Below are 14,784 nucleotides of genomic sequence, written 5' to 3'. Positions count from 1 at the left end.
AATATAAATAGCCAGCCAACGTTTTTGAATTAGAATCACGTTGACTGGCTATTAGCTTTATTTTCCCGTAAATCGATTTATAATAATATATTTCTGATTTCACCAACATGATTGACTATATAGTCAGCATCATAAGATTCTAATTCCGCTCTAGCTTGTTGGCCTTTTAAACCAGTTAAAGGACCAATAAACGTAGCGCCAATCGTCTTTGCACTTAACAAGTCAGCTAATGAATCACCTACTACAAACACTTCATCTTTATTGACTCGATTATCTTGATTTGTTGCAAAACTTTTATAGTTTGCTTGTACATTACCATGTAAAGTAGCTAAATAACTAAATGGATTCGGTTTTCCTAAAGGTTTTAAATCTGGATATAAATCTTCAGCAATCAATACTTCACTTGCAGTAACAATATGCTCATCTTGAAATAACTCTTTAATATTAATTGTTTCGAAAGGTACGATTGTTTCCGTTCTAGGACGACCCGTAGCAATTGCAATTTGATAACCAGCATCCTTTAAATCACTTAGCAGCTGTTTTATTTCCTCTACAGGTCTTAATACTACTTCATCATAGATATAACCGTGTTTATAAGTCGCTCTATTTTCTTTTTTCTCAACCTCTTTAAATAATTTACATCCTAAATACCATTCTTGATAGACTTCCTGTGTTAAGGTCCAAAATGGACTCTTCAATGTAAACAACTCAGTATTGGAGTTATTTAATTCATTTTTAGCATAAGTAGTTAGTGCTTGATAAATATAGTCTTTACCAGATTCCATATTATCTAAAAATGTTAAAGGGGATTTAAAATCTAACTTCACGTCCGACACATTTGCGCCAATCTCTTGTAACGTTTGCTGACTAAATGTTTCCACACTTAAAACTTTATCTAATTGAGATGCTGACAACTGTTTACAAACTTCAATAAAATGTAATGCTGTAACAATAAATAACATATCCCAATTTGAATTTAATCCTAACGATTTTAATTTAACTAAAATTTTATCATGGTCAAATACGATATCTCTTATTTCTTGAATGTTGTCATCGTTTAAATTTTGAAAATCAATGGTAGTATCAAGCCCTAGATAAGACTTATCCATTAATATTTCATATGTAGTTAAAGCAGATACATCAAAGCATCTTTCCTCGCTTAAAAAGACACCATCAACATCAAACAATACCGACTTCATTTACTTCCACTCTCCTATTCAGAAAATTCTGATACTATATAATTCTACAATTTCAAGCAAAAAAGAGCAAATGAATATGGCACATTTGCTCTTTAAATAAAAGTTATTGGCTATTCATTTGATTTTCTATTTCATCAGCTACTTGTTGGACATGTGTGCCAATAATAACTTGGGTGTTATGTTTACCACTTTTCGTAACGCCAACAGCCCCAGCGGCTTTAATTTTCGCTTCATCGATAATACTATTATCATCTAATTCCATACGTAATCGAGTCGCACAGTTCGTTAGTGATGTAATATTTTCTTTACCACCTAAACCAGATAATATTTCTGAAGCGCTTTGTGAGTATTTATTACTACCTTTAGATTGATCAGCAGCGTCACCTGTAGTTGCATTTTCTGATGCAGGATCTGGTAATAAGTTATCTCCACGCCCGGGCGTATTTAATTTTAGTACTTTAATTGCTACCCTGAAGACTACATAATAAATTACAAAGAACACAACGCCTTGAACGAGTAACATCAAAGGATGATTGGCGTTTGGATTAATTAACGACAGTAAGTAGTCAATTAAACCTGCACTGAAAGTAAAACCGGCTGTCCAGTGGAATAATGCGGCAATAAATAGCGATAGTCCAGTTAAAAACGCATGAATAACAAATAATACGGGTGCTACAAACATAAATGCGAATTCGATAGGTTCTGTCACACCTACGAAAAATGCTGAAATCGCCCCTGCTAGCATTAAACCATACACACGTTTTTGTTGTTTAGATTCAGCTGTTTGATACATCGCTAACGCAGCCGCTGGTACTCCAAACATCATCACCGGGAAGAAACCAGCCATATATCTCCCTGTAACACCTTTAATTGCATCATGACCCGTTTGGAATTTTGCAATGTCATCAACACCAGCGATGTTAAACCAAAATACTGAATTTAATGCATGATGCAAACCAGTTGGAATTAATAGTCTGTTAAAGAATCCATATAAAAATGCACCAAATGGTCCAAAGTCTATAATCCATTTACCAAATGCTACAATGCCACCGTATACATAAGGCCAAATAAATAGTAACGCCACTGTTAGAAATAAACTAAAGAAAGCAGTTAATATTGGCACTAAACGTTTACCACTAAAGAATGACAGTGCCATTGGTAGTTCTGTATCACTAAACTTATTGTAAGTATAAGCAGCAATCAAACCGATAATCATACCTACAAATACATTGGCGTTATCCATATGTGTAAATGCTTCATTTACACTCGAAGATTTGATACCTAATAACGGTGCTAACTTTTCAGGACTCAGCACACTCGTAGTTAAAAAGAATCCAACTACGGCGGCTAACGCAACTGCACCATCATTCTTTTTAGCCATGCCTAATGCGACCCCAACCGCAAATAAAACGCCAAGTTGATCTAAAATACTCGTACCTGCATTCATGAAAAATGTGGCGACTACGGGCCATAATTTTAATGCATTTAATGCGTTTCCTATCCCAACAATTACTGCTGCTGCAGGAAGAACAGCAATTGGTAACATCAACGATCTCCCTAACCGTTGTAAGAAATTAAACATAAATATTCCCCCTTTTTATAATTGTTCAAAAAAACAACCACGTATACAAAATATACGTGGTTGTCGTCGTTTACAGTACGCCTTTGTACAATTACATAGTAACATAACTTTTTTAAAATTCGTATTATTATTTTAATTTATATTATTTAAAATTTTGAAAGATATTGTTATTTACTATTAACAGTTTCATTTAATTCTACTTGTAATTGTCTAGTACTATTTTCTAGTTGTTTTGTTAAATATTCTAGTCTTTCATTTCTTTTCATATTTTTTGGTAAATCTTTTGTTTCAATAGGTTCACCAAATTTAATGTGCGCATGCCCTGTAATTAGACCTAGTATATTTTTAGGTCCAACGTATGCTGCCGGTAAAATAGGCGCACCGCCCATCATAGCTATAGTTACAGCACCTCTTTTTAGGGGGGCATCTTCAGAAAGTTGTCTGCGTTGTCCTGTTGGAAAAATGCCGACAGTCTTATTTTCTTTTAATAATTTAATTGGTTTTTTTAATGTACTGGGTCCTGGATTTTCTCTATCAACAGGAAACGCATTTAATGATAGAAGAAAGTTACCAAACAGTTTGTTTTTAAATAACTCTTTTTTAGCCATGTAATGTATTTGTGTTGGAAAAATAGACATTCCTAACATAATAACTTCGTTATAACTTTCATGCGTACATGTAGCAACATATTTATTTAATTGTGGAATATTTTCTTTGCCATGTACTGTTAACGATTTACTTAATTTAACTATTATAAAATATAAAATAGAACTTATTACTTTATACATGAGTTCACCTACTTTTTAGCCTTATGTTACCTTTTAGATTTTATCATTTAGTTGGTTATCAAACAAGAAAATAAAGAAATAAGAATCAGTCTAAAGACTGACTACAAGATACTAGCAAATCAACACAAAACATATATAATAAAAGCATAGTTTATAAATTGGGAGGAAAATTATGTCAGAATTTAATAAAGATAACCAACAAACAGATTTATCAAACAACACAGAACAAAATAGTTATAGCTATGAACAACCACGACATAGATATAAACTAAAATTCCCATGGTTCAAAACAATTGTTGTGGCGTTAATAGCAGGTATTATCGGAGCTATGATTGTTCTAGGTGTCGGTAAACTATTAAATAACACCGATTCCGAACGTAGTGGATCATCCGTTCAAGAGGCAACTCACAGCAAAGGTGGTAACACATTAGATGGCAAAAATGATCAACGTACATCTGTTAATAAAATGATTAATGATGTATCACCTTCGATAGTGGGTGTAATTAATATGCAAAAAACTCAAAATTTAAATGATTTACTTGAAGGGAAATCTTCTAAGTCACAACAAGCTGGAGTCGGTTCAGGCGTTATTTATGAAAAAAATAACAATTCTGCATATATTGTTACTAATAACCATGTTATTGATGGAGCAAGTGATATAAAAGTACAGTTACATAATAATAAACAAGTTAATGCAAAGTTAGTCGGCAAAGATGCCTTAACAGATATTGCTGTTTTAAAAATTAATCATACGGAAGGCATAGAGGCTATAAAATTCGCTAATTCATCAAAAGTTAAAACAGGAGATAGTGTATTTGCAATGGGTAATCCATTAGGCTTAGAATTTGCTAATTCTGTAACCTCAGGTATTATATCAGCAAACGAGCGTACAATTGATACACAGACAGCTGCAGGTGCAAACAAAGTAAATGTACTACAAACTGATGCTGCAATTAATCCTGGTAACTCTGGTGGAGCGCTTGTAGATATTAACGGTAACCTCGTAGGTATTAATTCAATGAAAATAGCCAATGAGCAAGTTGAAGGTATTGGATTTGCAATACCAAGTAACGAAGTAAAAGTTACAATTAAATCGCTTGTCGAAAATGGTAAAATTGAACGCCCATCTATTGGCATAGGTTTACTCAATCTCAGTGAAATTCCAGATAATTATAAATCAAAATTAGATACTAATCGTAAAGACGGTGTCTACGTGGCCAAAGTTGATAGCGATAACGGTCTAAAAGAAGGCGATATTATCACGAAAATTGATAACAAAACGGTAAAAGAAGATACTGATTTAAAATCTTATCTGTATCAACATAAAAAACCTGGTGAACAAGCAAAACTAACAATTGAACGTAAAGGTGAAACGAAACAAGTTAACGTCACATTAAAAAAACTTAAAACAACATCTAAATCTACACAATCGACCGATGATGGAAATCATGAAAATTCTTTCGAGTAGATAACACCAATAAAGTAAAAGCACAACATTCATACTGTAACTCAGTTGAATGTTGTGCTTTTTTAGTGTTCCAAATATATTCACTTTTATTTAAAGTTCACCATAAAATATTTCTTTTTACCACGTCGAATAATTGCAAACGCGTTGTCAATTTTATCTTCTGTTGTTAATTCATAATTTACATCTTGTTGACGTTCGCCATTAATATAAATAGCTCCATTGGTTACATCTTCACGTGCTTGACGTTTAGAAGATGAAATACCACTTTCAACGATTGCTTCAACAATATTAGTTGTCGCATGACTAAGCTCTACTTGAGGTACATCTTTAAAGCCTTCTTTTAATTCTTGTGCTGATAAAGCTTTTAAATCACCACTAAATAACGCGATTGAAATACGTTGTGCATCTTCTAATGCAGCTTTACCATGAATAAATTCTGTTACATTTTCAGCTAATGCTTTTTGTGCTTCACGTAAGTGTGGTGCTTCTTCAAGAGATTGCTGTAACTTTTCGATTTCTTCTTTACTTAAGAAAGTGAAGTATTTTAAGAATTTAATAACATCATCGTCTTTTGTATTAATCCAAAATTGGTAAAACTCATACGGGCTAGTCTTTTCTGCATCTAACCATACAGAGCCACCTTCTGATTTACCGAACTTTTTACCGTCAGCTTTAACAACTAATGGAATTGTCAGACCATATGACTCACGATCGCCATACATACGTCGCATTAATTCTATACCACTCGTAATATTACCCCATTGGTCTGAGCCACCAATTTGTAATTTACAGTCGTACGTCTTGTTCAGATGACCGAAATCGATTGCTTGTAGAATTGTGTAAGTAAACTCAGTAAATGAAATACCATTTTCTAATCTTGATTGAATAGAATCTTTACCTAATAAGTAGTTAATACCGACATGTTTACCATAGTCTCTTAAGAAACTTATTAACGATATTTGTTCTAACCAATCTTTGTTATTTACTAGAATTGCACCTTGTTCTGTACCAAATTCAAATAATTTATGCATTTGTTTACTAATACCTTGAACATTTTTTTCTACTTGATCTTCGGTTTGTAGTACACGTTCTTCCGATTTACCTGATGGGTCCCCTACCATTCCTGTACCACCACCAATTAAAACAATAGGACGATGGCCATATTCTTGAAAACGACGTAAAGTTAACATAGGTAATAAATGACCAATGTGTAAACTATCGGCAGTTGGATCTGCGCCACAGTATAATGAAACTTGCTCTTTATTTAATAATGTTTCTAATCCTTCTTCATCTGTCTGTTGATAAATAAGTCCTCTCCATTTTAAATCTTCTAATAATGCACTTGTCATACTATCAACCTCCTATTTTCTGTAGATATTATTTTAGTATTAAATGAAAATCTGTAGATAAAAGAAAAAACGCCCTTACATTAAAATGTAAGGGCGCTCGCGCACGGTACCACCAAACTCTAAGTCTATCAACTTTATTAATGATACGTTCATTAACTTAAACGTTGGATTATGTTTAAAACATTCATAAGGTGTATTCGCTTTAATTTAATTAATAGTTCACACCAACCACTATTTCTCTGAAAATTAAAATTAAAGTTACTTGTCCTTTAACCCAAAATAATATCGAATTGAATATAATTATAATTAAAGCAATTTTAAAAGTCAATATCGAAATATGATATAATGATTTCGTTGACAGGAGGTGTAGCTAATCTTGGAAAGTAATAATAACTTAAATTCCCATAACAAAATTAATCTACTAACTAAAATGGAAAAGATATACAAAAAAATCAAATACATTTTCGTGGCGTTATTTGTTATTGTGGCATCTATATCTTCTATTGTATTGGCTGCATCCATTATTTATTTTAGCCATTTAACTAAAGATGCCGTGCATATGTCAGATAAAGAATTAAAATCTGAGTTATTGGATTTTCCTGGTAGTGACACATTAAAAAATCGGAATCACAATATACTATCATCATTTGATGAATCAAATAATACATTAATCATCGGCCCACACAATGTTAATGATACGGTCGTTAAAGCACTCACGTCATCTGAAGATAGCTTGTATTTTAAACATAATGGTATATTACCTAAAGCTTTGTTAAGAGCAGTATTTCAAGATGTATTCAATACACAAATATCATCAGGTGGAAGTACAATTACACAACAATTGGTTAAAAATCAAATCTTAACAAATAAGAAAACATATTCACGTAAAGCAAATGAATTAGTATTAGCAATGCGCACCGAAAAATTATTTAGCAAAAAAGAAATTTTATATATTTACCTTAATATCGTGCCATTTGGCAGAGATTATAACGGCGCGGACATAACCGGCATTGCTTCAGCTTCTTTTAGTTTATTTGGGAAATCACCTAATAATCTTACAGTCGCTGAGTCTGCATATATCGTAGGACTATTACAAAGCCCCTATTACTATACGCCTTATAATCGAGATGGCTCATTAAAATCGGAATCCCAGTTGACTATAGGTTTAAACCGTCAACACTATGTATTAAAGCGTATGGTCGTAGAAAACAAAATCACGCATAAGCAATTTATAACGGCCGAAAAAGAAAATATTAAAATTAAACTAAGAACTAATAATTAAAGATAAATTTACGTATTTATAACTAAAAGCACACAGTCAATTATCCATTGCGCTGTGTGCCTATTTATATATTAAATTATTTTCTTTTTAGTGGGAGACTTAGAATAAACCTTTAGCATGTCCATCATCTGTGACATCCATATTAAGTGCAGCAGGTTGTTTGGGTAATCCAGGCATAGTCATAATAGTGCCTGTAAGTGCTACTATAAAGCCTGCCCCTGTTTTGGCTTCGAGTTCACGAATTGTTATTTCAAAATCACTTGGTGCACCTAATACAGTTTGATCATCAGCAAACGAATATTGCGTTTTTGCCATACATACTGGAAATTTATCCCAACCATTCTCTTTAAATAAAGCCAATTGTTTTTTTGCTTTATTAGTAAATGTAACTCCTTTACCACCATAGATCTCTTTTACTATCGTTTCGATTTTGTCTTCAATAGATAAATCTAAATCATATAAATGTTTAAATGATTGCGGTTGTTCAATTACTTCTAATACATTTTGTGCTAACGCTTCACCACCAGCGCCACCTTTCTCCCATACTTCCGTAAGCGCAATCCTTACACCTTTTTCTTGTGCCCATTGTTGAACAAATTGTATTTCAGCTTCTGTATCATTAATAAATGCATTTAAAGCTATAACTGGTTCAACACCATATTTTTTCATATTGTCTACATGACGTTCTAAATTTACGATACCAGTTTTAAGTGCTTCAACATCTTCTTCTTTCAAACTATCTTTAGGTACACCGCCATGCATTTTTAAAGCTCTAATGGTTGCAACTACAACGACGGCAGAAGGTTTAAATCCCGCCTCTCGAGCTTTAATATTCATGAATTTTTCCGCGCCCAAATCAGAACCAAATCCTGCTTCAGTAACAACGATATCCGCTAAATCTCTTGCCGTTTCAGTTGCCAATATTGAATTACATCCATGTGCAATATTCGCAAATGGTCCACCATGTACTAAAGCTGGTGTACCCTCTATCGTTTGAACAAGATTAGGTTTGATGGCATCCTTTAAAATCATCGTTAGTGCACCTTCTACTTTTAAGTCGGTCACAGTCACTGGTTTAAGTGACTTTGTATAACCAACCGTAATTTGACTAATCTTAGTCCTTAAATCATTAATCCCTGTGGCTAAACATAAAATAGCCATTATTTCTGAAGCTACAGTAATATTAAATCCATCTTCGCGCGGAATGTCCTGCGTAGGGCCACCTAACCCTACATTAATCTGTCTAAGCGCACGGTCGTTTATATCTAGAACACGTTTCCACTCAATACGACGTTGGTCAATATCTAATTCATTACCATGATGCATATGATTATCTATAAATGCTGATAACGCATTGTTAGCTGTAGTAATTGCATGAAAATCCCCGTTAAAATGTAAATTAATATCTTCCATTGGTAAAACTTGTGCATAGCCCCCACCTGTCGCTCCACCTTTAATACCAAACGTTGGACCAAGCGCAGGTTCACGTAAAGCAACCATTACTTTTTTATTTAATTTATTTAAAGCATCGGATAACCCCACAGTTACAGTTGATTTACCTTCCCCTGCAGGCGTAGGACTCATTGCAGTGACTAATACGACTTTTCCTTTTTCTTTTTGCTTGTTGATTTTATTAATATCAATCTTGGCTTTATATCGTCCATACTGCTCAAGTGCATCTTCTGTTATAGCTACTTTTTGAGCAATTTCAGTAATTGGTGATAACTTAGCTTTATTAGCAATTTCTAAATCTGATAAATGTGTCACATTAAATCCCCCTTAGTGTATTATAGTAATTAAATATTAAAATGATTTAAGTCACTCTTTTATACTTATATTATCGAACTACCTTGACTTTGTCGACGTTTTATATAGCGCTTACATAAATATTTAGTTTTATTATATTGCATCACAGAACAAAAAGAACGTTACCTTTAAAGATAACGTTCTAGATTATAAAAGTATTTCTATATTAGTCTTCCATTGTACTTAAATCGCCTTCTGGTAAATCAAGTTCCCAAGCCTTAAGTACACGTCTCATTATTTTACCTGAACGTGTTTTTGGAAGTTTGTCTTTAAATTCAATTTCTCTAGGCGCAGCATGTGCGGCTAAGCCCTCTTTAACAAAGACACGGATTTCTTCTTTTAAGTCATCAGTAGGTTCATAACCTGGTTTCAATGCTACAAATGCTTTAATGATTTCACCACGTACTGAATCTGGTTTACCAATTACTCCTGCTTCAGCAACTGATTCGTGCTCAACTAATTTAGACTCTACTTCGAAGGGACCTACACGTTCACCAGCTGTCATGATTACATCATCTACACGACCTTGGAACCAGAAATAGCCATCTTCGTCTTTATAAGCTGAGTCACCTGAAACATACCAATCACCTATGAAGTATGAATCATATTTTTCAGGATTTTTCCAAATAGAGTGCATCATGGATGGCCAACCTTTTTTCAATGCTAAGTTTCCCATTCTATTTGGTGGTAATTCATTGCCTTGATCATCAATGATAGAAGCTTCAACCCCTGGTAATGGTTTACCCATTGATCCTAATTTAACATCCATTGATGGATAGTTAACGATCATGTGTCCACCTGTTTCAGTCATCCACCAAGTATCTAACACACGTTTGCCAAATACTTCATAAGCCCATTTAATAACTTCAGGGTTAAGAGGTTCACCTACTGATAAGATACTTTTAAGTGATGATAAATCATATTTATTTACGATATCGTCACCAGCACTCATTAACATACGTAATGCAGTTGGTGCAGTGTACCAAATAGTAACTTTAAATTCTTCTATCATTTTATACCAAGCTTCAGGGGAGAAACGTCCACCTGCGATACAGTTAGTTGCACCATTAAGCCAAGGACTAAATACGCCGTATGAAGTACCTGTTACCCAACCAGGGTCGGCTGTACACCAATAGACATCATCTTCATTTAAATCTAAAACATATTTGCCTGAAATATAATGTACTAGCATTGCTTTTTGTACATGAAGTACACCTTTAGGTTGCCCAGTAGAACCTGATGTATAATGTAAAATTAAACCATCATCTTCATTTAACCATTCAGTTTCAAAATCATTACTAGCTGATTCCATTGCTTCATTAAAATCAATATAATCACTATCTACGTTATCATCGACAACGACGATTTTCTCTAAATTAGGTAATCTATCTTGCGGAATTCTAGGTAATAAATCATTCGTAGTGATAATAACTTTAGCATCACTATTTTCTAATCTATCACCTACTGCTTTTTCCATAAATGCTTCAAATAATGGTCCTACAATTGCACCTATCTTTAATATACCTAAAAAAGCAAAGTATAATTCTGGCGTTCTAGGCATAAAAATAAACACCCTATCGCCTTTTTCTACGCTTGCCTTATCTTTAAGAACGTTAGCCGCTTTATTAGAATAGTCTTTCATATCACTGAAAGTATAACTTTCTTTGCGTTGATCATCTTTATAATATAAAGCGACTTTATTTCCTTTTCCATTTTCAACATGTCGATCAATACATTCATGCGCCATGTTCATTTTGCCTGTTTGATACCAAGAAAATGCTTTCTCTACCTCTTTCCAATCGAAGTTGTTATATACTTCTTCGTAATTTGGTAGATTGAAATTTCCTTGTTCCCCTTTATAAATGTCTACTTTCATTATGAAATCCCCCTTAAAGTGAAATCGCTTTCTTAAAATCGATTATATCTAAAATATACCCAATTTTCAAAAAAATAAAAGTGTATTTTATTGTGTTAATTTACAATTCCAACAATAACAATTATTATTAATAATAATTGTTATCATATATAAAGGTGGTGGATAGAAAAGATGGAGCACAAAAAAACATATGTTACAAAAACTTATGAGATTGATAATGCACATTATGTTATTGAAGGACCCGTTCTAGTACAAGATTTAGAACGCATGACTTTCGATGAAGGTTTGCATTCTTTCAGATATCCTAATGAACAATTTGAGGCTATTAAAGAAATTAGTCAATTACCAGAGGGTAAAATTTTCGTTTTAAAACACGCCCAACATATTATAGGATACGTTACTTATCATTATCCCGATCCGTTGGAGCGATGGTCTAGTGGCCAATTGCCTTATTTGATTGAACTTGGGGCTATCGAAATCAGCTTACCTTATCGTTATTTACATTTAGGTACCGAATTAATTAAGTTAAGTCTATCTCAAGACGAAATTGAAGATTATATTATTATAACTACCGAATATTATTGGCATTGGGACTTAAAAAATTCAGGTCTAGGTGTCTATGAATATAAAAAGCTAATGCAAAAATTAATGGGATATGGGGGTCTTGAAATTTTTGCAACTGATGATCCAGAAATTACAAGTCATCCTGCGAATTGTTTAATGGCTAGAATTGGTTCACGTATTACTATTCAGCAATTGCAAGCGTTTGATGATATTCGCTATATGAATCGCTTTTTCTTTTAAAGGGGAGAAAATTTATGAGTAACATCGAAGCAACGGGCTATGTTTATGCAAATGAATTGTTACAATATCGTTTCACAAATGAACATCCATTCAATCAAATGAGATTGAAACTAACAACTGAATTATTAAAAGAGCTTGGTTATCTTAAGTCAAATCATATAATAAAACCACGTATTGCTACTGAAGAAGAATTATTATTAATCCATTCTTATGATTATATACAAGCAATGAAACATACTTCACATGGTATTTTAAGCGATTCAGAAGCAAAAAAATATGGCATAGACGGAGAAGATACAGTACAGTTCAAACAAATGCACAAGCACAGTGCTAGAATTGTCGGTGGCGCATTAAATTTAGCGGATGCCATTATGACTAACAAAGTAGCAAATGGCTGTCACTTAGGTGGTGGTTTACATCATGCATTACCCGGTCGAGCCAATGGATTTTGTATATATAATGACGTAGCCATTACAATAGCTTATTTGATAAAAAAATATAATTGCAAAGTTTTATGTATCGATACGGATGCGCATCACGGTGATGGTACACAATGGAGCTTTTATACAAATGAAAAGGTGTTATCTTACTCTATCCATGAAACAGGTAAATTTCTATTCCCTGGCTCTGGGCATTATACGGAGCGTGGTGATGAAAAGGGTTATGGTTGTGCCGTTAATATACCTCTTGAACCTTTTACTGAGAACGAATCATACTTAGAATCTTTTAAAAGCACGATCATTCCTATTGTAGAATCATATAAACCTGATATCATCGTTAGTGTACATGGCGTGGATATTCATTATTTAGATCCTTTAACTCATATGAGCTGTACTTTAGATGCACTTTATGAAATACCTTATATCATTAAGTCTTTAGCAGATGAACATACAGATGGTAAAGTGATGATGTTTGGCGGAGGCGGTTATAATATATGGGAAGTCGTTCCTCGTGCTTGGTCACATGTATTTTTAGCACTCATAGGTGAACCAATACAACAAGGTCACTTACCACAAAAATGGTTAGCTAAATGGCAACGATATGCACCTTGCCAACTTTCGACTACTTGGAAAGATGAATTAAAAGATTATCCTTATATACCACGTACTGCAGAAATTGCAGCAAGCAATTTAAAAGTAGCTAATCTAGTCAAATCTTGGTTTTAATTTTTATTAAATATAAATACAGGTGTATAAAAGAAAATTCAAAGATAAAAAATGACAATTTCTATAAGAATATAGAGATTGCCATTTTTTGTAATGCTATTTATCTAATAGTTATTATTAATCATAAGAATTTACTCTTATTTTGTTCCTCAATTATTACAATGTGGAAATTCCATAAATACAAATAGTATTCTATTTATGCTCCCTAAGGGATATAACGATAGCTGCCCATTAAGACAACAACGCATATAAAATATCGTAATAAAAAGCCAAACAATACCATTTGATTTGCACAAGCAATAATTGCTTTTTGTTTAGTTTTATCAATTCAAATCATTATTATTACTTTATATATTACAAGCCTTTATACTACTTTGTAGTACCACGGTACTCAATTCTATGTGGTAGTATAACGTTAGGCTCTTCAATCTCTTCTTCGTTCATATATTTTGTTAATAATCTCATGCCTACAGCACCAATATCATATAACGGTTGAATCACACTAGATAATTGTGGTCTCACCATTTCTACCAATCTTGTATTATTAAAACTTACAATCTGAACATCGTTTGGAATACTAACGCCAGCATCTTGTGCGCTATGTACAAGACCTATTGCTTGTTCATCACTAATGGATAAAATTGCGTCTAAATTCGAATTGTCTAATGATTCAAACGCACGGATACCATCTTTATAAGTTTCATTACCATTAAACACCTTGCTCTCATTTAAAGATAAATTATGTTTAGATAATACAGATTTCAAGCCTATTAACACTTCATCTTGCGCTTTTTTAGAATAATTTCCACCAACAAAACCAAAATCTTTGGCACCATTTTTAATTAATTCTTCAGTTACTTCTTCAGCAGCAGATTCAAAATCAATATTTACAGAAGCAATGCCATCGTCTTTACCGTTTGTACCTGAAACAACGACGGGTACAGAAGATTTATTAATTAATTCTTTAATTTCTTCTGAAATGGTACCACCTAAAAAGATAATCCCATCAACTTGTTTACTTAATAAGTTGTTAAAAATTTCCTTTTCTTTAACAGGATCATTATCTGAATTAGAAATGATTGAATGATACTTGTACATAGTAGCAATATCTTCTAGACCTCTTGCTAGTTGTGAATAATAAACATTAGAAATATCTGGAATTATTACTCCAACTGTTGTTGTTCTTTTACTAGCTAACCCTCTTGCTACAGCATTTGGGCGATAATTTAATTTTTCAATTACTGCATTTACTTTGTCTCTTGTTTCAGGTTTAACATTCTGATTTCCATTAACTACACGAGAAACTGTCGCCATTGAAACTCTAGCTTCGCGCGCTACGTCATAAATTGTAACAGTCATAACTTCCTCCTTGTAAGCGTTTTATTTATTATTATATCCTGTTTTCATCATATTTTCAAAGTTTACCACATTTTATAAACTACGGAAATCATTTTGTTTCAATGT

At 33.1% G+C, this 14,784-nt stretch carries 11 protein-coding genes; 4 read left to right on the top strand and 7 right to left on the bottom strand.

The window, feature by feature from the left end; translation table 11 throughout:
• Positions 1-77: 77 nt before the first annotated feature.
• From ISP02_RS05280 to ISP02_RS05270, 3 genes are all read right to left on the bottom strand, one after another.
• Positions 78-1,199 carry an HAD family hydrolase gene (locus tag ISP02_RS05280; RefSeq protein WP_195720545.1) on the bottom strand — a complete coding sequence of 374 codons (1,122 nt, stop codon included), beginning with the start codon at positions 1,197-1,199 and terminating at the stop codon, positions 78-80.
• Between the two features lie 103 nt (positions 1,200-1,302).
• Positions 1,303-2,781 (bottom strand): N-acetylglucosamine-specific PTS transporter subunit IIBC, encoded by a 1,479-nt coding sequence (gene nagE, locus ISP02_RS05275; protein WP_195720544.1) that lies wholly within the window; start codon positions 2,779-2,781, stop codon positions 1,303-1,305.
• 167 nt (positions 2,782-2,948) lie between these two features.
• Positions 2,949-3,569, bottom strand: coding sequence for a lysophospholipid acyltransferase family protein (locus tag ISP02_RS05270; protein WP_195720543.1), 621 nt, complete (start codon positions 3,567-3,569; stop codon positions 2,949-2,951).
• Positions 3,570-3,741: 172 nt separating this feature from the next.
• On the opposite strand from ISP02_RS05270, the gene ISP02_RS05265 reads away from it, so the two are divergent.
• Entirely contained in the window at positions 3,742-5,037 is a 1,296-nt protein-coding gene (locus ISP02_RS05265) for a S1C family serine protease (RefSeq protein WP_195720542.1), read from the top strand.
• 86 nt (positions 5,038-5,123) lie between these two features.
• Here the strand turns inward: ISP02_RS05265 and tyrS are convergent, their stop codons facing one another.
• Entirely contained in the window at positions 5,124-6,386 is a 1,263-nt protein-coding gene (tyrS, locus tag ISP02_RS05260) for a tyrosine--tRNA ligase (protein WP_195720541.1), read from the bottom strand.
• A gap of 430 nt (positions 6,387-6,816) precedes the next feature.
• Between tyrS and ISP02_RS05255 the strand changes: the two genes are divergently transcribed.
• A complete protein-coding gene (locus tag ISP02_RS05255; RefSeq protein ID WP_195721832.1) occupies positions 6,817-7,668 on the top strand; it encodes a biosynthetic peptidoglycan transglycosylase in 852 nt (283 codons plus the stop codon).
• 99 nt (positions 7,669-7,767) lie between these two features.
• Here ISP02_RS05255 and ISP02_RS05250 read toward each other — a convergent pair whose 3' ends face one another.
• Together ISP02_RS05250 and acsA are read right to left on the bottom strand one after the other, a co-directional pair.
• Complete coding sequence (locus ISP02_RS05250; RefSeq protein WP_195720540.1) at positions 7,768-9,435, bottom strand: formate--tetrahydrofolate ligase; 1,668 nt, start codon at positions 9,433-9,435, stop codon at positions 7,768-7,770.
• 205 nt (positions 9,436-9,640) lie between these two features.
• A complete protein-coding gene (gene acsA, locus ISP02_RS05245; protein WP_195720539.1) occupies positions 9,641-11,350 on the bottom strand; it encodes an acetate--CoA ligase in 1,710 nt (569 codons plus the stop codon).
• Positions 11,351-11,521: 171 nt separating this feature from the next.
• Here acsA and ISP02_RS05240 point away from each other — a divergent pair, with 171 nt between their 5' ends.
• Positions 11,522-12,154, top strand: coding sequence for an N-acetyltransferase (locus ISP02_RS05240; protein WP_195720538.1), 633 nt, complete (start codon positions 11,522-11,524; stop codon positions 12,152-12,154).
• A gap of 14 nt (positions 12,155-12,168) precedes the next feature.
• Entirely contained in the window at positions 12,169-13,320 is a 1,152-nt protein-coding gene (locus ISP02_RS05235) for an acetoin utilization protein AcuC (RefSeq protein ID WP_195720537.1), read from the top strand.
• 369 nt (positions 13,321-13,689) lie between these two features.
• Here the strand turns inward: ISP02_RS05235 and ccpA are convergent, their stop codons facing one another.
• The gene (ccpA, locus tag ISP02_RS05230) at positions 13,690-14,679 is read right to left on the bottom strand and encodes a catabolite control protein A (protein ID WP_195720536.1); all 990 of its coding nucleotides are present in this window, start codon (positions 14,677-14,679) and stop codon (positions 13,690-13,692) included.
• Between the last annotated feature and the right edge of the window lie 105 nt (positions 14,680-14,784).

Source organism: Staphylococcus durrellii (assembly GCF_015594545.1).
GTDB lineage: Bacteria > Bacillota > Bacilli > Staphylococcales > Staphylococcaceae > Staphylococcus > Staphylococcus durrellii.
The sequence above is the reverse complement of the archived record's forward strand: the minus strand, read 5'-3'. Positions and strand labels throughout refer to the sequence as shown.

Excerpts from the sequence above, each read along its gene's own strand:
- ISP02_RS05280 (WP_195720545.1), bottom strand. The coding sequence starts at position 1,199 with ATGAAGTCGGTATTGTTTGATGTTGATGGTGTCTTTTTAAGCGAGGAA.
- nagE (WP_195720544.1), bottom strand. The coding sequence starts at position 2,781 with ATGTTTAATTTCTTACAACGGTTAGGGAGATCGTTGATGTTACCAATT.
- ISP02_RS05270 (WP_195720543.1), bottom strand. The coding sequence starts at position 3,569 with ATGTATAAAGTAATAAGTTCTATTTTATATTTTATAATAGTTAAATTA.
- ISP02_RS05265 (WP_195720542.1), top strand. The coding sequence starts at position 3,742 with ATGTCAGAATTTAATAAAGATAACCAACAAACAGATTTATCAAACAAC.
- tyrS (WP_195720541.1), bottom strand. The coding sequence starts at position 6,386 with ATGACAAGTGCATTATTAGAAGATTTAAAATGGAGAGGACTTATTTAT.
- ISP02_RS05255 (WP_195721832.1), top strand. The coding sequence starts at position 6,817 with ATGGAAAAGATATACAAAAAAATCAAATACATTTTCGTGGCGTTATTT.
- acsA (WP_195720539.1), bottom strand. The coding sequence starts at position 11,350 with ATGAAAGTAGACATTTATAAAGGGGAACAAGGAAATTTCAATCTACCA.
- ISP02_RS05240 (WP_195720538.1), top strand. The coding sequence starts at position 11,522 with ATGGAGCACAAAAAAACATATGTTACAAAAACTTATGAGATTGATAAT.
- ISP02_RS05235 (WP_195720537.1), top strand. The coding sequence starts at position 12,169 with ATGAGTAACATCGAAGCAACGGGCTATGTTTATGCAAATGAATTGTTA.
- ccpA (WP_195720536.1), bottom strand. The coding sequence starts at position 14,679 with ATGACTGTTACAATTTATGACGTAGCGCGCGAAGCTAGAGTTTCAATG.